The organism is Vibrio orientalis CIP 102891 = ATCC 33934 (genome assembly GCF_000176235.1).
Classification (GTDB): domain Bacteria; phylum Pseudomonadota; class Gammaproteobacteria; order Enterobacterales; family Vibrionaceae; genus Vibrio; species Vibrio orientalis.
Map to the genome: position 1 here is coordinate 94798 of NZ_ACZV01000003.1, position 24938 is coordinate 119735.

Annotated in this window: 20 protein-coding genes; 13 read left to right on the plus strand and 7 right to left on the minus strand. The window is 46.5% G+C overall.

All coding sequences use genetic code 11. From position 1 onward, the window contains the following. Positions 1–62: 62 nt before the first annotated feature. Positions 63–1247, minus strand: a complete 1185-nt coding sequence (locus tag VIA_RS02520) for a 3-phenylpropionate MFS transporter (protein ID WP_004410618.1) — start codon at positions 1245–1247, stop codon at positions 63–65. Positions 1248–1479: 232 nt separating this feature from the next. Here VIA_RS02520 and VIA_RS02525 point away from each other — a divergent pair, with 232 nt between their 5' ends. The 10 genes from VIA_RS02525 to VIA_RS02570 all read left to right on the plus strand — a co-directional run bounded on the left by VIA_RS02525 (position 1480) and on the right by VIA_RS02570 (position 12420). Further along, positions 1480–3306, plus strand: coding sequence for a DUF294 nucleotidyltransferase-like domain-containing protein (locus VIA_RS02525; protein WP_004410623.1), 1827 nt, complete (start codon positions 1480–1482; stop codon positions 3304–3306). A gap of 10 nt (positions 3307–3316) precedes the next feature. After that, a complete protein-coding gene (locus VIA_RS02530) occupies positions 3317–3949 on the plus strand; it encodes a 3'-5' exonuclease (protein WP_004410625.1) in 633 nt (210 codons plus the stop codon). 211 nt (positions 3950–4160) lie between these two features. After that, positions 4161–6110 (plus strand): acetate--CoA ligase, encoded by a 1950-nt coding sequence (gene acs / locus VIA_RS02535; protein WP_004410627.1) that lies wholly within the window; start codon positions 4161–4163, stop codon positions 6108–6110. Between the two features lie 305 nt (positions 6111–6415). Then, complete coding sequence (gene aroQ / locus VIA_RS02540; RefSeq protein WP_004410629.1) at positions 6416–6865, plus strand: type II 3-dehydroquinate dehydratase; 450 nt, start codon at positions 6416–6418, stop codon at positions 6863–6865. A 79-nt stretch (positions 6866–6944) separates the two neighbouring features. Beyond that, positions 6945–7400, plus strand: coding sequence for an acetyl-CoA carboxylase biotin carboxyl carrier protein (accB, locus tag VIA_RS02545; RefSeq protein ID WP_004410630.1), 456 nt, complete (start codon positions 6945–6947; stop codon positions 7398–7400). A gap of 15 nt (positions 7401–7415) precedes the next feature. Then, positions 7416–8759, plus strand: a complete 1344-nt coding sequence (gene accC / locus VIA_RS02550) for an acetyl-CoA carboxylase biotin carboxylase subunit (RefSeq protein ID WP_004410633.1) — start codon at positions 7416–7418, stop codon at positions 8757–8759. Between the two features lie 137 nt (positions 8760–8896). Beyond that, positions 8897–9784 (plus strand): 50S ribosomal protein L11 methyltransferase, encoded by an 888-nt coding sequence (gene prmA, locus VIA_RS02555; RefSeq protein WP_004410634.1) that lies wholly within the window; start codon positions 8897–8899, stop codon positions 9782–9784. 139 nt (positions 9785–9923) lie between these two features. Next, complete coding sequence (dusB, locus tag VIA_RS02560) at positions 9924–10886, plus strand: tRNA dihydrouridine synthase DusB (protein WP_004416952.1); 963 nt, start codon at positions 9924–9926, stop codon at positions 10884–10886. 72 nt (positions 10887–10958) lie between these two features. Then, the gene (gene fis / locus VIA_RS02565; protein ID WP_000462885.1) at positions 10959–11255 is read left to right on the plus strand and encodes a DNA-binding transcriptional regulator Fis; all 297 of its coding nucleotides are present in this window, start codon (positions 10959–10961) and stop codon (positions 11253–11255) included. 187 nt (positions 11256–11442) lie between these two features. Further along, positions 11443–12420 (plus strand): GGDEF domain-containing protein, encoded by a 978-nt coding sequence (locus VIA_RS02570; RefSeq protein ID WP_004410696.1) that lies wholly within the window; start codon positions 11443–11445, stop codon positions 12418–12420. Positions 12421–12570: 150 nt separating this feature from the next. On the opposite strand, the gene VIA_RS02575 is transcribed toward VIA_RS02570, so the two are convergent. The 4 genes from VIA_RS02575 to zntR form a co-directional block, all read right to left on the minus strand. Further along, positions 12571–14706 (minus strand): lysine decarboxylase CadA, encoded by a 2136-nt coding sequence (locus VIA_RS02575; protein WP_004410709.1) that lies wholly within the window; start codon positions 14704–14706, stop codon positions 12571–12573. A 112-nt stretch (positions 14707–14818) separates the two neighbouring features. Beyond that, the gene (gene cadB, locus VIA_RS02580) at positions 14819–16162 is read right to left on the minus strand and encodes a cadaverine/lysine antiporter (protein WP_004410711.1); all 1344 of its coding nucleotides are present in this window, start codon (positions 16160–16162) and stop codon (positions 14819–14821) included. 511 nt (positions 16163–16673) lie between these two features. Beyond that, a complete protein-coding gene (gene cadC, locus VIA_RS02585) occupies positions 16674–18221 on the minus strand; it encodes a lysine decarboxylation/transport transcriptional activator CadC (protein WP_004418200.1) in 1548 nt (515 codons plus the stop codon). Between the two features lie 237 nt (positions 18222–18458). Further along, positions 18459–18887, minus strand: coding sequence for a Zn(2+)-responsive transcriptional regulator (gene zntR, locus VIA_RS02590; protein ID WP_004410714.1), 429 nt, complete (start codon positions 18885–18887; stop codon positions 18459–18461). A 284-nt stretch (positions 18888–19171) separates the two neighbouring features. Between zntR and purH the strand changes: the two genes are divergently transcribed. Further along, a complete protein-coding gene (gene purH / locus VIA_RS02595) occupies positions 19172–20764 on the plus strand; it encodes a bifunctional phosphoribosylaminoimidazolecarboxamide formyltransferase/IMP cyclohydrolase (protein ID WP_004410715.1) in 1593 nt (530 codons plus the stop codon). A gap of 280 nt (positions 20765–21044) precedes the next feature. Further along, positions 21045–22334 carry a phosphoribosylamine--glycine ligase gene (gene purD, locus VIA_RS02600; RefSeq protein ID WP_004410716.1) on the plus strand — a complete coding sequence of 430 codons (1290 nt, stop codon included), beginning with the start codon at positions 21045–21047 and terminating at the stop codon, positions 22332–22334. Between the two features lie 82 nt (positions 22335–22416). Here the strand turns inward: purD and VIA_RS02605 are convergent, their stop codons facing one another. Further along, complete coding sequence (locus VIA_RS02605; RefSeq protein ID WP_038211454.1) at positions 22417–23109, minus strand: DUF1481 domain-containing protein; 693 nt, start codon at positions 23107–23109, stop codon at positions 22417–22419. A 91-nt stretch (positions 23110–23200) separates the two neighbouring features. Beyond that, on the minus strand, positions 23201–23473 hold the full coding sequence (gene hupA, locus VIA_RS02610; protein WP_004410720.1) for a nucleoid-associated protein HU-alpha: 273 nt from the start codon (positions 23471–23473) through the stop codon (positions 23201–23203). A 330-nt stretch (positions 23474–23803) separates the two neighbouring features. Here hupA and VIA_RS02615 point away from each other — a divergent pair, with 330 nt between their 5' ends. Further along, complete coding sequence (locus tag VIA_RS02615; RefSeq protein ID WP_004410723.1) at positions 23804–24913, plus strand: CNNM domain-containing protein; 1110 nt, start codon at positions 23804–23806, stop codon at positions 24911–24913. Positions 24914–24938 lie beyond the last annotated feature (25 nt).

A 24938-nucleotide genomic window follows, 5' to 3' on the forward strand; every position in this document is an offset into this window, starting at 1 on the left:
CCTCTCCGACTTGGAGAGGTTTCATTTAACTAAGGATAACCAGTGAACTCAATCAGATAGACTTAATTCTGTGCTTTAGACTCTGCTTTCACTGATTGCGTTGCATTGGCTTGTTGCGGGTCGAGTTTAATAAATAGTGCCAAGACGCCCATTGCCGCCATCACCCAGAACACGTTTACACCCCAATGCTCATAGCCCCAGCCACTAAATGTCGTCATCAATGCGATGAAGGCACCGAGTGGAATCGCGTTGTACAGTGCCTGCAATGCCACCATCTTTCGCTGCTCACAATGTTGGATATATTGAATCGCAGCGATATGGGCCATCGCAAACGTCACGCCGTGCAACAGTTGGATCAGGACTAACGCCACCAAAGCGGTCGTCGATGCGGTTAATCCCCAACGAGCAATGACACCCAATGCCGCGACCACAAATAGAGCTCTTAAGCTCCAACCTGCGAACAAACGCTTACTGAGCGCAAATACCGCCACTTCAGCAACCACACCTAAGCTCCACAAGTAGCCAATGATATCTTCCGAGTAGCCTGCCCCTTTCCAATAAATCGAACTGAAACTGTAATAAGCGGCGTGACTGCCCTGAATCAAGGCAGCCAAAGCGAGGAACTTAATTACTGGCAGTTCACGCAGTAACTCAGACAATTTTGGACGTTGGGCATCGACTTCTTCAGTCGTGACTGGCATCGGATTAGTGTTGCGCATACTCAGGACTAACGCGACCAACATCCCCGCCAACGCGGTATAAAGAATCATATCAGTGCCAAACTTCGCTACTAGGAAGCCAACCACTGTCGAACCAGCGATAAAGGCCACCGAGCCCCATAGACGAGTGCGCCCATAATCGAGCATTTTTAAGCGTGAATAGTAGTTCGCCATCGCATCAGACAACGGCACGATAGGACCGCAGCAGAGGTTAAATAGTACTGTCGCCAGTGCCATCAACCAAAAGCTTCCGCCAGCAAAGAAGTGGAAACCAACAAACAGCAACGCGGCAAAACTTAACCAACGCAGCGCTGGCATAAGGTGCTCGACTTTATGCAAACGAGGCGTCAAAGCCATGTTAGCAACACAACGCGTTGCAAAGCCGATACCGACTAGCACACCAATGTCGGTTGCAGATACTCCCTGCTCTTCAAACCAAAGAGCCCAAAACGGTAAGTAAACACCGTAGGCAAAGAAAAAGCCGACAAAATACTGGGAGATCCAGCCATATGGAGATGGGGTGAGCATCGCAACCTCTGAATGCTGAGTGAATGGGAACAGAACGGCGCCATTATCCTTACCTTTACCATGAATAAAAAGGGAATAATCGTCACAAGTGAGTTTCCCTATTCTCACCATTTGCTTCACGAGCAATAAATCAAGTTGGCTCGTTTCACTGATAGATTCGACCAAAGTCGTCTGGAAGAAAAATATAAATCACGCACACTTAGCTGATAGAATATTGCGTGAGTAGGTCAGTATGCCAGACAAATTTAATATGCATTCCCCGCCTTTCGATCGACTGGATGCCCAGCAGCAAAACCGTCTGCGTAGCTCACTCGACGTGGCTTACTTTCGCGCCAAAGAAACCTTATTGCAGGCCGGTGACACTAGCCAACATCTGCATATTATTATCAAAGGTGCGGTCGAAGAACGCGCTCAAGATGACAACGAAATCTTCGCCCACTACGCCAATGAAGACCTGTTTGATGTCCGAGCGCTATTTGAAACCTCCGTCAAACATAAGTACATCGCCCTTGAAGATACTCTCGCCTATCTGCTGCCTAAATCGATTTTCATTGAGCTGTATAACGAGAATGGCCAGTTTGCTGCTTACTTCGATACTAACCTTGCTCGCCGTCAAGAGTTGATCGAAGCCGCTCAACAGCAGCAAAACTTGGCTGAGTTTATTTTGACTAAAGTCGATAGTGAGATTTACCACCCGCCAATGGTACTTTCTCCTGAACAACCTCTTAATCAAGTCACCCAAACTCTGAAAGACAATGGCATCGATTCAGCATTAGTCCGTCTTCATGATACGGATGTGCGATTGATTGACGATTCACACTCACTGCCCTACGGCATTATCACAAGAACCAATATGCTCCATGCGGTGATGCTCGACAATCACCCCCTAGATACCCCTGTTGGCAAAATCGCAACCTTTCCTGTGATTCACGTTGAGGACGGTGAGTTCCTTTTCAACGCCATGATAAAAATGACGCGTCACCGCGTTAAACGAGTCATGGTGGCGGACGGCAAAGACGCGGTCGGCATGCTCGACATGACCCAGATCCTCAGTGCTTTCTCGACTCACTCTCATGTATTAACCCTGAGTATTGCCCGCTCATCCAGTATTGAAGAGCTGGCGTTAGCCTCCAATCGCCAGCGCCAATTAGTTGAGAGCTTACTCAGCAATGGCATTCGCACCCGCTTTATCATGGAGCTGATTTCAGCGGTCAATGAACAGATTATTGAGAAAGCCTTTGAACTGATTGTTCCCCCCGCCCTTCACGATCACTGTTGTTTGGTCGTTTTAGGCTCAGAAGGGCGTGGTGAACAAATCCTTAAAACCGACCAAGATAATGCGCTTATCATCAAAGATGGACTGCAATGGCATCAATGTGAGTCTGTCATGGAGACCCTCACTCACACCTTGCAACAGCTCGGCTACCCACTTTGTCCCGGTAACGTAATGGTCAACAACCCTAAATGGGTCAAAACCCAAAGCGAGTGGAAGAGTACGATTAGCCAATGGTCGAGACCAAACTCCGCCGAACAAGTGATGGATTTAGCGATCTTTACTGATGCTCACGCTGTTGCGGGAAACACCAGTTTATTGGAACCGATTGCCGAACATCTTCAGCAAATCATGGAAGGCAACATGCTCGCTTTGCAAGATTTTTCTCGCCCTGCACTACAGTTCTCGCTACCGCTCACTCTGTTTGGCAACGTCAAAAAAGATAAGCAAGGCGTCGATGTCAAAAGTGGCGGCATCTTCCCAATCGTGCACGGTATTCGTACCTTGTCATTGGAGTATGGCATCGAAGAGAAGAACACCTTCGAACGTATAGAAGCACTGCGCAATAAACGTATCTTAGAGCCCGATACCGCTGACAACCTTAGTGAAGCATTGAAGTTGCTGTTTAAGCTGCGCCTTCACCAACAACTGACCAATCAACACAACCACAATCGTATCGACCTCAAACAGATCGATAGAACCGAGCGTGACTTACTCAGGCACAGCCTACATGTTGTGAAAAAGTTTAAGCAGTTCTTGGGCTATCACTATCAAATAAGAGATTAGAGGTCGCTGTATGAATTGGTTTCGACGTCGCTATTGGTATCACAAACTCAAAAATTCACCTTACCAACCGTTGTTTGCTTCGGTGGGCAAAGGTGAGTTCGTTTCTCTCGACTGTGAAACCACCAGCTTGGACCCTAATCGAGCGGAACTGGTCACGATCGCCGCAACCAAAATCATTGATAACCGAATCATTACTAGTAAACCTTTTGAAGTGCGCTTACGTGCCCCGCAGTCGCTCGACTCAGGTTCAGTCAAGATTCATCACATCCGCCATCAAGATCTCGCCGATGGTATTGATGAGAAACAAGCGCTTATCCAGCTATTAGAGTTCATTGGTAATCGGCCATTGGTGGGTTACCACATCCGCTACGACAAAAAAATTCTCGATCTCGCTTGTCGCAAGCAACTTGGCTTTCCACTGCCAAACCCACTGATCGAAGTCAGTCAGATCTACCATGATAAGCTTGAAAAGCACCTGCCAAATGCCTATTTCGATCTCAGTTTGGATGCCATCTGCAAGCACTTAGACTTGCCACTACAGAACAAACACGATGCTCTGCAAGACGCTATCGCTGCTGCACTTATCTTCGTTCGCCTAACAAAAGGTGATCTACCTAGCCTAAATCTGCCCTACACACGCTAGTACAAGCTTAGATCTAACTCTCAATTTCAAACATAGTTCCTTCATTTTTAAGCAGATTCCTCTCTCTCATCCTAAAGTCTAATTGTCGAATCTTCGCGTGTGATTGAAAGTTAAAGGCACAGGGATTTTACGACGTCAGGGTCAGGTGACCTTATCGTTTTAAACGGACACTTGCTCGATTCGAGTTGGAGAGAGCACAAGGAGATAAGCAATGAGTGAAGCCCACATTTATCCGGTAAAAGAAAACATCAAAAAAAATACACACGCGGATAACGATACTTACCAAGCCATGTACCAACAATCTGTCTCAGATCCTGTTGGCTTCTGGAGTGAACACGGCAAGATTGTCGATTGGATGAAGCCTTTCACTCAAGTAAAGAACACCTCTTTCGATACAGGCCACGTTGATATTCGTTGGTTTGAAGATGGCACACTCAACGTATCAGCAAACTGTATTGACCGTCACCTAGCCGAGCGCGGTGATGAAGTCGCTATTATTTGGGAAGGCGACGATCCAAATGATGATGCGACACTGACTTTTAAAGAACTGCACAAAGAAGTGTGTGAGTTTTCTAACGCACTAAAAGAGCAAGGCGTGCGCAAAGGCGACGTAGTCTGTCTGTACATGCCTATGGTGACAGAAGCGGCTGTTGCGATGCTGGCTTGTACTCGTATCGGAGCAGTCCACACGGTGGTATTCGGTGGTTTCTCTCCTGAAGCCCTATCTGGTCGTATTATCGATTCAGACGCCAAAGTCGTCATTACCGCTGATGAAGGTGTTCGTGGTGGCCGCGCTGTTCCACTGAAGAAAAACGTTGATGAAGCACTAACCAACCCAGAAGTGAAAACCATCGAGAAAGTGATCGTGATGAAACGCACTGGTGGTGACATCGACTGGCACGAACATCGTGACGTTTGGTGGCACGAAGCAACCGCTAACGTTTCTTCAGACTGCCCACCAGAAGAGATGAAAGCAGAAGATCCGCTCTTTATTCTTTACACGTCAGGTTCAACGGGTAAACCAAAAGGCGTACTGCACACAACTGGCGGTTACCTAGTTTATGCTGCAATGACGTTTAAATACGTATTCGATTACCAGCCAGGAGAAACCTTCTGGTGTACTGCCGATGTGGGTTGGATTACTGGCCACACTTACCTAATCTATGGACCATTGGCAAACGGCGCGAAGACAATTCTGTTCGAAGGTGTACCTAACTACCCAAGCACGAATCGTATGAGCCAAGTGGTCGATAAGCATCAAGTCAACATCCTTTACACGGCGCCAACGGCTATTCGCGCATTAATGGCGAAAGGCAATGAAGCGGTTGAAGATACATCTCGTAGCAGCCTACGTATTATGGGTTCAGTGGGTGAGCCAATTAACCCAGAAGCTTGGGAGTGGTACTACAAAACTATCGGTAACGAAAACTCACCGATCGTTGATACATGGTGGCAAACGGAAACAGGCGGTATCTTGATTGCGCCACTTCCAGGGGCAACTGACCTCAAACCAGGTTCAGCCACTCGTCCATTCTTCGGTGTTCAGCCTGCTCTTGTTGATAACATGGGTAACATTATTGAAGGCGCCACTGACGGTAACCTTGTTATCCTAGATTCATGGCCAGGTCAGATGCGTACCGTTTACGGTGACCATGAGCGCTTCGAGCAAACCTACTTCTCTACCTTTAAAGGCATGTACTTTACTAGTGATGGTGCTCGCCGTGATGAAGATGGTTACTACTGGATCACTGGCCGTGTTGATGACGTACTAAACGTATCAGGCCACCGTATGGGTACTGCAGAGATTGAATCGGCACTGGTTGCACACGATAAGATTGCAGAAGCAGCAATTGTTGGTATTCCGCACGATATTAAAGGTCAGGCAATCTACGCTTACATCACGCTAAATGATGGTGAGTTCCCAAGTGCTGAGCTACACGCAGAAGTGAAGAACTGGGTACGTAAAGAGATTGGTCCAATCGCAACGCCAGATGTATTGCACTGGACTGACTCTCTACCGAAGACTCGTTCAGGTAAGATCATGCGTCGTATCCTACGTAAGATTGCAACGGGTGATACCAGCAACTTAGGTGATACATCAACGCTAGCGGATCCAAGTGTAGTTGATAAGCTGATTGCAGAAAAAGCTGAACTGGCTTAACTCACTGTTTAAAACAGCCTAATTACAGCAAAGCCGTCACTAATGTGGCGGCTTTTTTGGTTGTTAGAGCACAAAACCGCCCCGTCAAATGGCTCGAAAGTGACCAGTTTTGTTACCTTGGTAGCAAAATCGCCACCCAACTCTGGCTGATTAGACCAGTAAATTGCTGCTAAATGCGCTGAATTAGCTATAATCTGGGTCTATTTCAAAGATCCAGACCAATTTCTTACAAAGAAATCATGCTGAATCCGCGATAATATGGGAATATCTAAGTTCGTCTCATGTATTAGGAAGATAGCGACACAATGGCAGCAAAATCACGCATTCTTGTCTTAAACGGTCCAAATCTGAACTTGTTGGGGCTACGTGAACCGGCACATTACGGTTCTCAAACGCTTCCACAAATCATCGATTCGCTGACCAAGCAAGCAGCACTTGCAGATGTAGAACTGGAACATCTACAGTCAAATCGCGAGTACGAACTGATTGAACGAATCCACGCAGCTTATGGCAACGTGGATTTTGTCATTATCAATCCAGCAGCTTTCACACATACCAGTGTGGCACTGCGAGACGCCCTACTTGGCGTTGCGATCCCATTTATCGAAGTGCACTTATCTAATGTGCATGCCAGAGAACCTTTCCGTCATCACTCTTATCTGTCCGATAAGGCAGAAGGCGTGATTTGTGGTTTAGGCGCTCAAGGCTACGAATTCGCTCTGTCTGCAGCACTCAAGCAATTGCAGACAAAGTAACTTAATTACTTTAAGAGTAAACAAACACTCTGCAGCTCTCAGGAGCTGTCTTATTCACAAGATAAAAGAGAAAGAAAAAATGGATATCCGTAAAATCAAGAAGCTTATCGAGTTAGTAGAAGAGTCTGGCATTGCTGAGCTAGAGATCTCTGAAGGTGAAGAGTCGGTACGCATCAGCCGTAACGGTGCAGCGGTACCTGCGCCTGTACATTACGCAGCAGCACCTGCGCCTGTAGCAGCACCTGCTCCAGCAGCGGCACCTGCTCCAGTAGCAGAAGCGGCAGCACCAGCAGTTCCTGCGGGCCACCAAGTTCTTTCTCCAATGGTAGGTACTTTCTACCGTTCTCCAAGCCCAGACGCGAAATCATTCGTAGAAGTTGGCCAAAGCGTTAGCGCTGGCGACACGCTATGTATCGTTGAAGCAATGAAGATGATGAACCAAATCGAAGCTGACAAGTCTGGTGTTGTTACTGCAATCCTAGTTGATGACGGCCAACCAGTTGAATTCGACCAACCACTTGTTGTTATCGAATAATAGAGGCTCTCTCTTATGCTAGATAAATTAGTCATCGCGAACCGAGGTGAAATCGCACTTCGTATCCTTCGCGCATGTAAAGAATTAGGCATCAAAACAGTTGCGGTTCACTCAACTGCTGACCGTGACCTAAAGCACGTACTGCTTGCAGACGAAGCAATTTGTATCGGTCCTGCTCGTGGTATCGACAGCTACCTAAACATCCCTCGTATTATTTCTGCGGCGGAAGTAACCGGTGCAGTTGCGATCCACCCAGGCTACGGCTTCCTTTCTGAGAACGCAGACTTCGCAGAGCAAGTAGAGCGCAGCGGCTTTATCTTCGTTGGTCCAAAAGCGGAAACCATCCGTATCATGGGTGACAAGGTTTCTGCTATCACAGCAATGAAAAAAGCGGGCGTACCTTGTGTACCGGGTTCTGACGGTCCTCTGGATGATGACGAAGCGAAAAACAAAGCACACGCGAAACGTATTGGCTACCCAGTAATCATCAAAGCCTCTGGTGGCGGCGGTGGTCGTGGTATGCGTGTTGTTCGCTCTGAGAAAGAGCTAACAGAAGCAATCGCAATGACACGTGCAGAAGCAAAATCGTGCTTCAACAACGACATGGTTTACATGGAAAAATTCCTAGAAAACCCACGTCACGTTGAAGTTCAGGTTATTGCTGATGGTCAAGGCGGTGCAATCCATCTAGGTGAACGTGACTGTTCAATGCAGCGTCGTCACCAGAAAGTTGTTGAAGAAGCACCCGCTCCGGGTATTACTGAAGAGATGCGTAAGTACATCGGTGAACGTTGTACCCGTGCATGTCTAGAAATCGGTTACCGCGGCGCAGGTACGTTTGAGTTCCTATACGAAAACGGCGAATTCTACTTCATTGAAATGAACACGCGTATTCAGGTTGAGCACCCAGTAACTGAAATGGTTACCGGCGTTGATCTAATCAAAGAACAGCTACGTGTTGCAGCAGGTCAGCCTCTGTCATTCACTCAGGATGACATTAAGATCCGTGGCCATGCTATCGAGTGTCGTATCAATGCGGAAGACCCAGAGCGTTTCCTACCTTCTCCGGGTAAGATTGAACGCTTCCACGCTCCTGGCGGTATGGGTGTTCGTTGGGAATCACACATCTACACGGGTTACACAGTACCTCCTCACTACGATTCAATGATCGGCAAGCTGATCACATTCGGTGAGAACCGTGACGTAGCGATTGCTCGCATGAAGAACGCTCTGAGTGAAATGATTATTGAAGGCATCAAAGTGAACGTATCTCTACAAGAGTCGATCATGAACGATGAGAACTTCCAGCACGGTGGTGCAAACATCCATTACTTAGAGAAGAAACTGGGTCTTCAATAAGCCTAGATTCTAAATCTTGAAAAATGCTCACTTCGGTGGGCATTTTTGTTTTAGGGCATTTATTAACCTATAAAAGCGCCCATTTTCTGCTAAACTCTGCGCCAAATCACATCAATCAATGTAAAGAGCTCATACTCATGCCTTGGATTCAAATCAAACTCAATGCGACCAATGAAAACGCTGAACAGATCGGCGATATGCTTATGGAAGAGACTGGTGCGCTGTCTGTCACCTTCCTAGATGCGCAAGATACGCCTGTATTCGAGCCTCTACCGGGTGAAACTCGTCTTTGGGGTGATACGGATATCCTAGCGCTGTATGACGCTGAGGCAGACACTCAGTTTATTCTTGAGCAAACCAAGCTAAGTGGCTTATTGACAGAAGGCTTTGCTTACAAGGTCGAGCAACTTGAAGATAAAGACTGGGAACGTGAGTGGATGGATAACTTCCACCCAATGAAGTTCGGTGAACGTCTATGGATTTGCCCTAGCTGGCGTGAGATCCCCGAGCCAGACGCAGTCAACGTGATGCTCGACCCAGGCCTTGCATTTGGTACCGGCACTCACCCAACGACGGCTCTGTGTCTTGAGTGGCTAGAAGGTCTAGACCTGACAGGTAAAACTGTTATCGACTTTGGTTGTGGTTCTGGCATCTTGGCGATCGCCGCGATCAAACTGGGCGCTGAAAAAGTTATCGGGATCGACATTGATCCTCAAGCACTACTAGCTTCTAAAGATAATGCCGAGCGTAACGGCGTTGCTGACCAACTTGAAGTATTCCTACCTCAAGACCAACCTGAGGGCCTGATTGCTGACGTTGTGGTTGCCAACATTCTGGCCGGTCCACTACGTGATCTTTCATCGATTATTAAATCATTAGTGAAGCCAAATGGTGAGCTTGCGATGTCAGGTGTACTCGATACGCAAGCTGAAGATGTCGCTAACTACTACCGTGACGAACTTCACATTGATCCTATCAAAGAGCAAAGTGAATGGTGTCGCATCTCTGGTCGCAAGCAAGGCTAGATAAGACTTTGCGAGCTAATTGACTGATTTTTGGGCATTTTACGAAAACAATTTGTAAATGCTCAAATATTAGTCTTTTCACAGCGCAAAAAAATGCGTAAAATGCGCGCCCTTGCTGGTACTAAGCTGTGAAGACGTTTTGAAAATCGGAAACCACCAACTTAAGAACAATCTCATCGTTGCCCCTATGGCTGGCGTAACGGATAGACCATTCCGTGAGTTGTGCCTCCGCTATGGTGCTGGGATGGCCGTCAGTGAAATGATGTCGTCAAACCCAAAGCTATGGAAAACGTCAAAGTCGAAGCAACGCATGGTGCATGAAGGCGAATCGGGCATTCGCTCTGTACAGATTGCGGGAGCCGATCCACAGCTTATGGCCGACGCTGCTCAGTTTAGTGTTGAAAACGGTGCGCAAATCATCGACATCAACATGGGCTGTCCAGCAAAAAAAGTGAATAAGAAGCTAGCCGGCTCAGCGCTGCTTCAGTATCCAGATATCATCAAAGATATTCTGCAAGCTGTAGTGAACGCCGTGGATGTCCCTGTGACATTGAAAACCCGTACTGGCTGGGACACAGATAACAAAAACTGCGTCCAAATCGCTAAATTAGCCGAAGACTGCGGTATACAAGCTTTGGCCCTTCATGGGCGCACTAAAGCGTGTATGTACAAAGGTGAGGCCGAATACGACAGCATTAAAGCGGTAAAACAGGCGATCTCTATTCCGGTTATTGCTAACGGTGATATCGATAGCCCAGAGAAAGCTAAATTTGTCCTAGAGTACACCGGGGCAGACGCTTTAATGATTGGACGCCCTGCCCAAGGTCGTCCGTGGATTTTTCAGGAAATCCAACACTTTTTGGAAAACGGCACCACGATGCCTGATCTTCCTTATTCGGAAGTGAAAGACATCCTGCTTGGTCATGTGAACGCCCTGCATAGTTTCTATGGAGAGTATTTAGGCCCACGTATCGCGCGTAAGCACGTTGGTTGGTATCTAAAAGAGCATGAGCAAGCGAGTGAGTTTCGCCCTACCTTCAACGCCATCGACGCAGCTGAGCTGCAACTTGAAGCGTTAGAAGAGTATTTTGATAAAGCCTAATTAGTTGGAGCTACGGCTTCAAATATGACGGGTAAACGTTGCATCATAATTAAGAGAAGAGCTAGACCGAATATGTTCGAACAAAATCTGACTTCAGAAGCATTAACAGTAACTACAGTAACGTCACAAGACCAGATTACTCAAAAGCCTTTGCGTGACTCTGTTAAAGCATCTCTTAAAAACTACTTGGCTCAACTAAACGGCCAAGAAGTAACAGAACTATACGAATTAGTTCTAGCTGAAGTTGAACAGCCACTACTAGATACTATCATGCAGTACACTCGCGGTAACCAAACTCGCGCAGCAACTATGATGGGTATCAACCGCGGTACTCTTCGCAAAAAACTTAAGAAATACGGCATGAACTAATCGTTCATTCGAATTCTTGAATTCTAAAGCCGGGCTCACATTTGTGAGCCCGGCTTTTTGTTGCTTGATATATTGTTACCAACAATGTCATGCGAACAAATATTCACCATTCTGTGATCTATTGCGATTGCACAAGGTCAATGTAGCGATATAATAATCAATTACGTTTCCGTCTGGGCTCATCTACATGGTTGATATGCAAAGAGAAGAATGGCTTGGCTTGCTACTCAAAGAGCTGCCAGATCGTCTGATCGTTATCAACGAGCAAGGCTATGTGGTTGATAGCTTTAGCGAAGATAGCCAAAGCTGTATTACCTACCAGACATGCGAACAACAACCCTTCTATGACCTCGCTCCCAGCGTTATCAGCCACCAGCTAATAAGCAGTTTCGAGTTTGCGTTATCAAAGGGACAGCGATGTAGTTTCCGCTACTCGCTCAACCCAAGCCAACTGCTACAACTGTCGATTGAGGCTTTACAGGAATGGGGGGAAATCGAAGAGCGCTGGTTTGAAGCCACGTTTAAGCCAATCACCCTGTCCAATGGCAATCGCTATGTACTGTGGCAAGATAAAGAGATAACTCAATCTCACCTACATGAGACTGAGCTAAAAAGACTGGCAGAAACCGATGAGCTAACCGGTATATTGAACCGACGTGCCTTTATCCAAGGGCTTGAGTGTGAGTTCAATGCACCAGCTCCATTACTGTTATCCTGTTTAATGCTCGATATTGATCATTTTAAAGAGATCAACGATCAGGTTGGCCACCTTTCTGGCGACGAAGTCATTACCCAAGTTGCCCACATTTGCCAAGGGTTAATTCGCTCCAGTGACTATATTGGCCGCTTGGGCGGAGAAGAGTTTGGCATCGTATTGAGCCGCACTAACGCGATTCAAGCCTACGATATTGCTGAGCGAATTCGTCAATCGATAGAGACTACGCCATGCCATGTTGATGGGCATATTATCTATCCAACGGTAAGCATCGGTATTGCAGAGCTCAATAGCCAAGTTTCCTCGATTAAAGAATTACTAGTACAAGCAGATAAAGCGATGTACTACTCGAAGCAAACGGGTCGCAACCAAGTCACGCTGTATTACGATAGCCTCCCTGAGATCCAACCGAGCAGTGAACTTAAGGCCAACATTCGCCGCGCTTCGTAGCCCCAACAAACTGGCTTTAAGCAAGCCACTGACTGTCGCAACTCCAACTAATAGATATAAAAAAAGATAAGGACAGTGTCCTTATCTTTTGTCCGACTTATGCTTGAGGGGATTGAGCTGTCGAATTAGGTTGCGAGTTGGCTAGCGAAATTAATCTTTGAGAACTTTCACTGTGTAACTACCATCTTGCTGGCGATATAGGCCATGGATATCGGTTTCAAATCCTGGGTAGTGGGCACCAATCTCACACAGCATTTCCAAGAAATCCAATACTGGACGTGAGCTATCCGTCACCATTTCACCTGGTAGCACCAAAGGCACGCCTGGAGGGTATGGCAAAATCATATTGGCACTAATGCGGCCAACCATATCATTCAGCTGGATCTCTTCCACATTACCACTCAGCTCTTGTTGCCACGCTTTGTGCGGTGTGACCTTCATTTCAGGCAGTACATCAAAAGCTTTAAACATCAGTTCAGGTAAACGATATTTCTTAGTGAGATCATGGATACCTTGAGCTAAGTCTTGCACGCGCATGCCTTCGTAGAAATGCGGGTCCTCTTGATAGAGTGATGGCAGCATATTTCGCACTGTCAGGTTCAAATCGTAACCGCGTTTGAACTCGGTTAATCCACGCAGCAGTTGCATCGCCTTAGACTTATCAATACCAATCGAGAATAGGAACAGTAAGTTATATGGACCTGTTTTCTCAACCACGATGCCACGCTCATCAAGGAACTTAGCCACTAGTGTCGCTGGAATACCGCTTTGCTCTAGCTCGCCCTCTTCACTCATCCCTGGAGTCAGTAAGGTAATCTTGATCGGATCAAGATACATGTGGTCACTGTCGATATCTTTAAAGCCATGCCATGTCTCTTTCGGGTCAAGCATCCAACACTCTGTCGTGTCGATATTGTCCGGTTGCCAAACATCAAAGAACCAGCTCTCACTTTCTGCTTTAAGGCGTTTGATCTCTTTACGGAAACGTACCGCGCGATCAATTGAGCTTTGCATCAAGCGACGTCCAGTGTTACCACGCATCATCGCCGCTGCCGTCTCAGTCGACGCCACAATACCGTATTGTGGCGATGTTGAGGTGTGCATCATAAAGGCTTCATTAAACGACTCTTTGTCGAAGTCACCTTTAATATGAATCATCGAAGCCTGAGAGAAGGCCGCCAGCAGTTTATGAGTCGATTGAGTTTCATAGAACACTTTGCCCGGCATCGCGTCACCACTCATACCACACTTACCTTGGTAAATTGGGTTGAAGTTAGTGTATGGCACCCATGCGCTATCAAAGTGAATATGCTTACAATCTAACGATTCTTTAATGAATTGAGTGTTGTAGAGCAAACCATCATAAGTAGAGTTAGTAACCACAGCGTAGCTTGGCGCAGAGGCACCTGGAGTCGTCGCCACTTTATCCGCTATCACTTCACGGCTAAATTCACTTTGTGGAATACCACCCAAAATCCCGTAAGCGTTACGAGTAGGACGGAAGTAAATTGGTGTCACATCGCACATCATCATTAAGTGAGTCAGTGACTTATGACAGTTGCGGTCAACTAACACCGTACTGCCCGCCGGCGCTGAGTACATACCAACGATCTTGTTTGAAGTCGAAGTACCATTAGTCACGATGTAAGAGCTATCGGCATTAAAAGTATGGGCAATATACTCTTCCGCCTGCTTGTGTGGACCAGAGTGATCCAGCAACGAGCCTAGTTCAGGCATCGAAATAGAGACGTCCGCCTTGAAGGTATTTGGCCCGTAGAAATCGTAGAAGATACTCCCTGCCGGGCTTTTTTGAAACGCAGTACCGCCCATATGGCCCGGAGTACAGAAGGTGTATTTGCCTTCATCAACATACTTAAACAGCGCTTTAGTAAATGGAGGCATGATCGCCGATTTGTACTCTTCCGTCGCTTGATTAATCTTAATCGCAATATCATCGGCCATGCCTAGCGCATACTCGAAGAAATTCACGTTAAGGCGTAAATCAGTCAAGCTGATATCCAAGGTCGATTGGTCGTTGGCAAAAGCGTAAACCGGCAGTTTCTCATTCAGTTGATTGATTTCACGACATAGGTCTAGTGAGTACTTGTCCCAGTCAAATAACACACCACAAATACGTGGGTTCATTTCTAGCATTTTAATCAGGTCTTTATCATCAACAGGATAAACAACTTGATAGCCAGATTGCTCTAGCGCTTGGTGAAGTTGACGTACAGGCTCTTCTTTAAAGAACACACCCATATGGTTCAAGATGGCAAATATATTCATTTGGAAATCTCCAAGACGAAAAAAGGCGCTCTTTGTCAATTAAGACAATGAGTAAGATGAGCGCCGTTAGGGGTATTAGGGTTGTCAGTTCAGTAGCGACTGACGCGATAAATTAATGGCTTGCAGGAGCCGTTGAGTCATTAGCATGCAGTTCGACATATTGAGTCAGGCCTGCTTTTTTGCTGTAGAACATCAAGATGACCAAAGACATGATGAAGGTCGCGGTGAGTGTGGTGCCTTCTGCGCCAGCAAGAGCAATCATGCAGAACACACATGCGATACCAGAGAAGAACATCACAAAGCCACTACGCGTTGTCATCCCTTCAAAGCGGATTAAGTTAATGCTTGAGTAGAAGTAAGGCAGCATAGTCAGCAATACCGCATCAGTGGTTAACTGGTTGAATAGATCGGCCGTATGAGCGGTTTTAGAGCTGAACACGGTCAAAACCACCATTAATACGGTCATTTTGATTGAAGCGAGAATAAGACCTTTTTTAGGCACACCATTCTTGTCTGCTTCACCATAGATTTTCGGGAAGTTGCCATCATTGGCCGCACGTTTACCCGCTTCGCCAACCAACATCATCCAAGAACCCAGTGAGGTGAAACACGCTAGAGCGGTGAATGCAGCAACGAAAGGAGCGGTCCAACTACCAAAGACCTCGGTGGTGGCTAGAGCAAACGGCGCACCAGACGCAGCGACTTCAGAGGCAGGGAACATGCCGCTAATCATCTGAGTAGAAACAATGTAGATCACCCCAGCGATACCAGTACCTAGCATGGTTGCTAGTGGTACGGTGCGTTTTGGGTTCTCAACCATACCGGAAGATACCGCTGCCGATTCAACGCCGACAAATGACCACAAACAGATCAGAACTGCAGTAATAACCGCATGGCTATCCGTCCCAGCAGAAACATTCCAGTTTTGTTGATACAGCTCAGGATCAAAGTGGGTCCAGCCGACGAACGCAGTACCTAGCACTGGAATTAAGATCAGAACTAGACCAAGGGTACATAAACGGCTTACCCAACTACCGCCAAGCAGGTTGACCAAGGTAAACACCCAAACTGAAGCTATGGTAGCAATACCTGCAGGGATTGGATGATTAAGGATAGGGAAGAAAACAGAGAGATAAGAAACACCGGTAATCGCAATCGCTAAGTTGCCAATCCAGTTTGCATGGTAATACAGCACACCTGTTTGGAAACCAAATACCGGAGAGACTTCACCCGCATAAGCAATTGGACCGCCCTCTTGTGGGTTCTTGGTCGCCAATCTAGCGAAAACGAACGCCAAGCTCAGCGCGCCAGTAATACAAATTAGCCAACTGAATAGAGAAATAGAACCTACTGTGGCTAGGCTAGATGGCAGCAGCGCGATACCACTGCCCATCATGTTACCGGCAACAACCCCTGTACAGGCAATCACACCGATTTTCTTTGTCGTTGATGACATAACGTCTCCAAGTTTTTCTACGAGCTAAAGCGCTCAATCTGCGACTTAGTGAGATGTCATCACAAGCTAGCCTGCAATATCTCACTCGATTTGCCGTGCAGACTACGCTCAAAAAAGCTAAAAGAAATAATGGTGAGGTTATTAATAAAATGATGATGAAAACATCATAAGGTTGATATAAACCTGACGACAAACACAGTGAAAACGCTTTATTTACAATGCATTACTAGAGAACCCTAAACCTTCTCCGAAGTGAGTTATAAAAAAATCAACTTATCAATCTCTGCTCGGCAAGTGGATAACGACCATTCACTCAACCACCAACCGCTCCCAATACGAATGTCATAGCAGCATTTAGCTTCATCACTACGGCTAGCTGAATATTCGAGTGGTTGATACACCTGTGGGAAGGAAAGGAGAAAGGAGAAAGGAGGAATGGCAATAACACCAATTGGTTAGATAATAAAAAGCCCTCGCAGAGTGCGAGGGCTTGATTTTCGGCGCTGTCTTTTTACAGCAAGTGAACCACCGATGGATGCACCGAGCGGTAAAGCGCGTAATCCAAGGACTTCAAGTTAGTATAAAAAATCATGTTTTCACACAGCATGTAGGTCTCAATAGCAGTATCGATATAGAAAGCCTCACTGTAGGCTTCACTGGCCTGATCCAAATCACCCATCAACTCCGCATGCTTACCAAGCAAAACGTACGACAAAGTAGAGTCTCGCGTCGCTAATGCTTGGTCTAAATAGCGCTTAGCAACATCCATATGATTACTCAACGTCGCATGCAGTGCCAGAGCTTCATAAATCCTTGGTTGTACTGGCGCGACTAGTATAGGACGACTGGCTTCTAAATTGCGGCTAAGGGCATTAACCCGTGATTGATTCAATTCCTGTTCAGTATCAAGCGCCTGTGCCACATAGTAGGAAATGTAGAGTTCCGCTTGAACATACAGGTTATTTGGTTCGATTTGTAAAACTTGCTCTAATAGATCCACACCGTGCTTGAACGGTTTCACATCCGACTGATTTAGATAGTGATTAGCTTGAATCAACAGTTGCATCGCTTGAGCATCGTTGGGCAGTCCCACCACCAACGCGTTAGATTTCTGCTCTGGTTGAGGGATTTTCATCGCCGTCATTAAATCCACCGCCACCTGACGTAAGATAGCCTTCAAGTGCTGGATAGCAAGTGGGTACTGACGACTAAAAATGACCTTTTCAGATGAGTTGTTGCGGTATTCTACGACTAAAAACTCGCTACCATTTTCATCCTCTACCCGTACAGAGACGGTTTTGCCTGGCAAAATGCCTGAGGTGAAATCGGCTTTATCCAATTGCACTCGATAGGAGCTCACTTGAGTGATGTCCGACATCAGCTTTTGTGTGATTCCATCCGCCAATTCGTGGCTCAACTGGCTATTGTTAAATCCGTCCTGATACTGAAATTCAATCAAATGTGCATCAATCGCCTGAGTAATCTTCACCCCAGTTTGATGATAGGTAAAGATCGCGATGAACACGACCAATAGGGAAATCCACAGGGCATTGAGAACGTTGTGTTTGCCACGAGAATTCAGCGTGAAATAACCACTGCGACGCTTTTGACATACCGCTCGCGTTAAAGGCCCGGCAGGAAATGTCATCTCTGAAGAATTACCGCTCTGCACGGGCTCGGCATGTACGGAAGCTTGCGTCACATCAGGAGTTTTCCCCTTACCTAGCGGCAAACGCTCTAAAGCCTCAACATTCGCCACTAACTTGTAGCCACGCTTGGGAACCGTCACTACATAATGGGTGTTATCTTCACGGCCATCTTTAAGCAATTTGCGTAGCTCAAAGATTGACTGAGTGACCACTTGATCTGTCACAATCGCTCCAGACCACACATGCTCAATGAGCTCTTCGCGACAAAATACTTCGCCGACATGCTGGGCTAGAAACAGTAATAAGTTAATTAATCTTGGCTCAACCGAAACTTCCCTATCTTGGCGATATAGCTTATTTTCATCAACGCTTAGAACCCAATCGTTGATTTGAAGGTACATTCCGACCATTTGAAACTCTCAGCTCGTAAATTAAAAATGCTTTGCTACGAATATGCAGCAGTTGGATTTTTATGCTGTCGACCAAAGGAGGGGATTATAGGCACGGGTATAAGTAAAACCTAATCAAGCCTAGCGGTAATAATGCAATCTTAGATTGTTATAGGCAGGAATGGCTGCAAGATAAATGCAGCCAATGTCTAAAATAACGTCACTACGCAGTGATAAATCGCTCAGTGACATACTCAATTAACGATGAGGCTTGCAAGAACTACGCTCACTCTCTAGTGCTGCCAAAATGGAGCAATGGCTAGCATCATCATTGTCATGACCACAACATGCATCATTAATTTTCTTTAGCGCGCTACGGATACGAGTTAGCTCATTGATTTTTTCATCGATGACACCAAGTTTGGCGCTGGTGATTGCTTTGACCTCAGCACAACTATGCTCAGTAGCCTCAAGCTTGATTTCAAGCAGCTCTCGAATCTCGTCCAAGCTCAGCCCGAGGTCTTTTGCCTTGAGAATAAAGCTGACTTGTTTTTGGTTCTCTTCATTATAAAGACGATAACCTGAATCACTACGCCCTGCTGGCTTGATTAACTGGTTTTTCTCGTAAAATCGCAGCGTATCTGCGGTCACATTACAGCGTTTTGCCAGTTCTCCAATCTGAAACATAACTTTTCCTATTAACTGTTTCGTTACTTTTTACCGATAAAGACAAGGTTTTTGCAATTAATTTTGCGATGCCAAACGATTGCGCGAGCTTTTTTGTAATAAATTAGTTAGAATGTGCGCCATCAAACTCAGAGACTATTCTATCCCCAGTATCTACTGGAAAGGTCTTTACCAAAACTGGCCAATATTCTACTCGGCTAAACATAGTCATAGTAGGAACAAGTTCATTTTTGGCAAACATCTTTATCTTTCATATTAACTCTGTGACTTTGAGGAATTGAAGCATGACTAACGCTCGTCCTATTCGCCGCGCTCTGATCAGCGTATCAGACAAAACTGGTATTGTTGAGTTTGCACAAGCTCTAACTAACCGTGGCGTTGATATTCTATCAACTGGTGGTACGGCTCGCCTACTAGCAGAAAAAGGCATCTCTGTAACTGAGGTATCAGACTACACTGGTTTCCCTGAAATGATGGACGGTCGCGTTAAGACTCTTCACCCGAAAGTACATGGTGGTGTTCTAGGTCGTCGTGGTCAAGATGATGAAGTGATGGAAACGCACGGCATCAACCCAATCGATATGGTTGTGGTAAATCTATATCCATTCGCAGAAACAGTAGCAAAAGAAGGCTGTACACTAGCTGACGCGGTAGAAAACATCGATATCGGCGGCCCAACTATGGTTCGCTCTGCGGCTAAAAACCATAAAGATGTGACTATCGTGGTTAACGCTCACGACTACGAGCGTGTTATCGCTGAAATGGATGCAAACGAGAAATCTCTAACACTAGAGACTCGCTTCGACCTAGCTATCGCTGCATTCGAGCACACCGCTTCTTACGACGGTATGATCGCAAACTACTTCGGCACTATGGTCCCATCATACGGTGAGAACAAGGAAGGTGATGAAGAGAGCAAATTCCCTCGCACCTTCAACCAGCAGTTCGAGAAAAAGCAGGACATGCGCTACGGTGAGAACAGTCACCAAGCAGCGGCTTTCTACGTTGAAGCGAATCCTGAAGAAGCGTCTGTTTCTACTGCTCGCCAAATCCAAGGCAAAGCCCTTTCTTACAACAACATCGCCGACACTGACGCAGCGCTTGAGTGTGTGAAAGAGTTCGACGAGCCAGCATGTGTGATCGTTAAGCACGCGAACCCATGTGGTGTGGCACTAGGCGGCAACATCCTAGAAGCATACGACCGTGCATTCAAAACAGACCCAACGTCTGCATTTGGCGGCATCATCGCATTCAACCGTGAGCTGGATGCTGCAACTGCAACAGCTATCACTGAGCGTCAATTCGTTGAAGTTATCATTGCTCCTGCTGTTTCTGCACAAGCAGTCGAAATCATCGCGGCTAAGAAAAACCTTCGCCTACTTGAGTGTGGCGAGTGGACAACCAAGACTACGGGCTTTGACGTGAAGCGCGTTAACGGCGGCCTACTAGTTCAAGACCGCGACCAAGGTATGGTGTCTGAAGATGACCTTAAAGTCGTTTCTAAACGCCAGCCAACCGCTGAAGAGCTAAAAGACGCGCTATTCTGCTGGAAAGTAGCGAAGTACGTGAAATCAAACGCGATTGTTTACTCTAAAGGTGACATGACTATCGGTGTCGGTGCTGGTCAAATGAGCCGCGTGTACTCAGCAAAAATCGCAGGTATTAAAGCTGCAGACGAAGGTCTACAGGTTGAAGGTTGTGTCATGGCATCAGATGCATTCTTCCCGTTCCGTGACGGTATCGACGCGGCTGCAGAAGCAGGCATTAAGTGTGTTATCCAACCAGGCGGTTCTATGCGTGATGACGAAGTTATCGCGGCAGCCGATGAACATGGCATGGCGATGATCTTTACCGGAATGCGTCACTTCCGCCACTAATTCTCTCTTCGTATTTGGTACTGTGGCGTCGTTAACTGCTTTCGCCCACCCCGGTCACATAGCGGGGATGGGCTCAATTGTTGCCTAGCCACAGCACCAACTACTTTGAGAAAAGCTTATTACTTGGCTTTCAAATATTTAGCATTTCAAAAAATATTTGAAATACGTAGAGCAAGTCAGTGGTTTTAGTTCAAGGAAAAAGCGCGGAGTTTATAAGCATAAATGAGCACTTTTGACACAGAAATAAAGACACTGACGCAGCTATAAGGATTTTAAAGACATGAATGTATTAATTATTGGTGCTGGCGGTCGTGAGCACGCTTTAGGTTGGAAAGCAGCACAAAACCCAAATGTTGAGACAGTATTCGTTGCGCCTGGTAACGCAGGCACAGCTCTAGAGCCAAAACTAGAAAACGTAAACATTGATGTTGAAGCAATCTCTGAGCTGGTTGCTTTTGCTCAAGAGAAGAAAATCGAGCTAACAATTGTTGGCCCTGAAGCGCCGCTAGTTATCGGTGTGGTTGATGCTTTCCGCGAAGCGGGTCTACCAATCTTCGGCCCAACCGAAGCGGCTGCGCAGCTAGAGGGCTCAAAAGCATTCACCAAAGACTTCCTTGCGCGCCACAAGATCCCAACAGGCGCATATGCAAACTTCACTGAAATTGAACCAGCTCTAGCTTACGTTCGTCAGCAAGGTGCTCCTATCGTAGTGAAAGCTGACGGTCTTGCTGCAGGTAAAGGTGTTATCGTTGCGATGACACTAGAAGAAGCAGAAGACGCAATCAAAGACATGCTGGCTGGCAACGCCTTTGGTGAAGCTGGTAGCCGCGTGGTAATCGAAGAGTTCCTTGAAGGCGAAGAAGCGAGCTTCATCGTGATGGTCGATGGTCAGAGCGTTCTACCTATGGCCACCAGCCAAGACCACAAACGTGTCGGCGACAAAGATACCGGTCCTAACACTGGCGGCATGGGTGCTTACTCTCCTGCTCCTGTGGTAACACCTGAAATCCACGAACGTATCCTTGAAGAAGTTATCTACCCTACCGTGCGCGGTATGGATGCAGAAGGCCACCCATACACGGGTTTCCTATACGCGGGTCTAATGATCGATAAAGACGGCACACCGAAGGTTATCGAGTACAACTGCCGCTTCGGTGACCCAGAAACGCAACCTATTATGATGCGTATGGAGTCTGACCTTGTTGAGCTATGTCTAATGGCCATCGACGAGAAGCTAGATGAAGCTGAGTCAAAATGGGACCCTCGCGCGTCTATCGGCGTTGTCCTAGCCGCTGGCGGTTACCCTGCTGATTACGCAAAAGGAGATGTCATTTCTCTACCCGCTGAGCAAGCTGACGCTCAGAAGATCTTCCATGCTGGTACTGCAAATAATGCAGCGGGTGAAGTGGTGACAAATGGTGGGCGCGTACTGTGTGCAACAGCATTAGGTAATAGCGTTTCAGAAGCGCAAGAGAAAGCTTATGCACTGGCTAAGCAGGTGAGTTGGAATGGTATGTTCCACCGCAACGACATCGGCTACCGCGCGATTGCACGTGAGCAAGAGAAATAAATAACAATTTCAGTTTGGCTAACTGACTAAAAGTAAAAAGGCGCTCAACGAGCGCCTTTTGTTTATCTGTTAAAGCCTACGCTTATTCTTCAATTAAGCTTGGACGCTCAATACAGTCATGACTGTCATCAGACAGCATTAATAGCTCATTAACGACTACTTTATTGCTGCGTGTTGAACCAATAAACGCCGCATAGCTATCGACCGATGATAAACGATTCACGACGAAGCTTGGTAAGGTCTCATTAAACTCCACCTGCTCGTAACTCTTACCATTACATGCATCGAAGCTGGTTCCGTCCCAATAGCCTTGAATCAGTCTCGTACCATTGCTACTTTGCTGCTTGGCGACATCAGCAATGTTGAGCGCTTCTTGCTTCAACCAAGCAATTTTATCGGCCTTAAGCGGCAACACTCGACCATCTAGCCTATGTTGCTGATAGATCGCATCGCCGTCTTTGTTAAAGCGCACATGAATACGATACGGCACTAGCTCGGTATCTTTAAGCTGTTCACCTTCACGAATCAGTTCTCGCAGCTCACCGTCATCCCAGCGGTAGTCGGTTTTATACCAGCCATAATCGCCAGCCGCGACATAATCTGCAGCCGTATGAGGAAAGGTCAGACGCTCCGTGTACCAATATAAACTGGTCGCATCGCCCATCGTCTGTCCACCAGTATAGTTGGAGAACTGATCAAGGTTCGGCGTTGGTACACTCGAGGAGCAACCGATAAGCAAAGAAGCGATTAGTGAAGGAAGAAGTATTTTTTTCATAGTCACAAAATAAATATACGCCAAGATAGGAAAGACTACCTTGGCGTATTATATACAATCTAGAGTGTAAAACTCTGAAATCAGTATTTAATTATTTTACTGCGTCTTTCAGTGCTTTACCTGCTACGAATGCAGGAACGTTCGCTGCAGCGATTTGGATCTCGTCACCAGTTTTAGGGTTACGGCCAGTACGTGCTGCACGGTGGTTAACTTTGAATGTACCAAAACCAATTAGTTGAACCTGGTCACCCTCTTTTAGTGCGCCAGTCACACCTTCAAGAGTAGCTTCAAGAGCAGCTTTAGCTTGTGCTTTAGATAGGTCTGCTTTCTCTGCGATAAAGTCGATTAATTGGGTCTTGTTCATTAGGTTTCCCTTCTCATATGTTATCGAATTCAACTCACTCTAAATCATAAATGCCCCATCTGGCAAAGGTTTGTAAGCGATCTTTCGCTTTCATGACGTACTTTTAACCGTATTCTGAGTAATAACTCACAATTTGTTACTCTGGAAGGATCAGTTAATACTTGTTTTTAACCTCATTAGGCCTTATTTATACATCAGCGAAAGTCCGTAAAGCCTGATAGTGCGGGGCTTAAAGCGAATACAAAATGTCCACTTTAATCATGCACAGGTTCGAAAAGTCAGACTTTTCATGCAAAGTTTAAAGTGGAGATAAACCTACATAGGACACTTATGTTGTTGCTAACTATATACGTCTCTGTTGCGATTGGCGTATCGTTTATCTGCTCCGTTTTAGAAGCGGTTCTTCTGAGTATCTCACCAAGTTATATCGCCCAATTGCGTCAGCAAGGCCACCCTGCGGCTGCCGCTTTGGCAAAGTTAAAAACAGATATCGACCGTCCACTGGCTTCGATCCTTACCCTTAACACCATCGCTCACACAATTGGTGCGGCGACAGCGGGTGCTCAGGCTGCGGTAGTATTCGGTAGCGAATGGCTTGGCGTATTCTCTGGCGTACTGACACTAGGTATTCTGGTCCTGTCTGAAATCGTACCGAAAACCATCGGCGCGACATACTGGCGTCAACTTGCGCCAATGGCAGCAACTACACTACGCTGGATGGTATGGGCCCTGACACCGTTTGTTTGGTTCTCAGAACAGATCACTAAGCGCTTAGCTCGTGGCCATGAAGCACCAAAAATGCGTGATGAACTGTCTGCGATGGCAATTTTGGCAAGAGAGAGTGGCGAATTTGCTGAGGGTGAGTCTAAGATCCTCAACAACCTGCTAGGTATTCAAGATGTCCCCGTGACGCAGGTGATGACGCCTCGTCCGGTGGTATTCCGCGTCGATGCAGAAATGACGATTAACGAGTTTCTGGATAAACATAAAGAGACGCCATTTTCGCGCCCACTGGTATACAGCCAGTCAACGGATAACATCATCGGCTTTGTTCACCGCTTAGAGTTATTTAAGCTTCAGCAAGCAGGCAGTGGTGAGAAGCAACTTGGTGCAGTGATGCGTCCAGTACATGTACTGTTCAATACCATTGCGCTACCAAAAGCGTTTGAGCAGATGATGGCTAACCGCCTGCAACTAGCCATGGTGGTCGACGAGTACGGTACAATTCAGGGTATTTTGACTCTAGAGGATGTGTTTGAACACCTAGTTGGTGAAGAGATTGTCGACGAAGCGGATCGCACCACCGACATGCAAGAGCTCGCTTTTGACCGCTGGGAAAAGTGGAAAGAAAAACACGGCGTTATCGAAAATCGCGATGATGACGATGAAGAGTTTGAGAAACCATCAAGCACTGATGACTCGAAAGAGAATAAATCATAGAAAAAATAAAGGGAGCCTCGGCTCC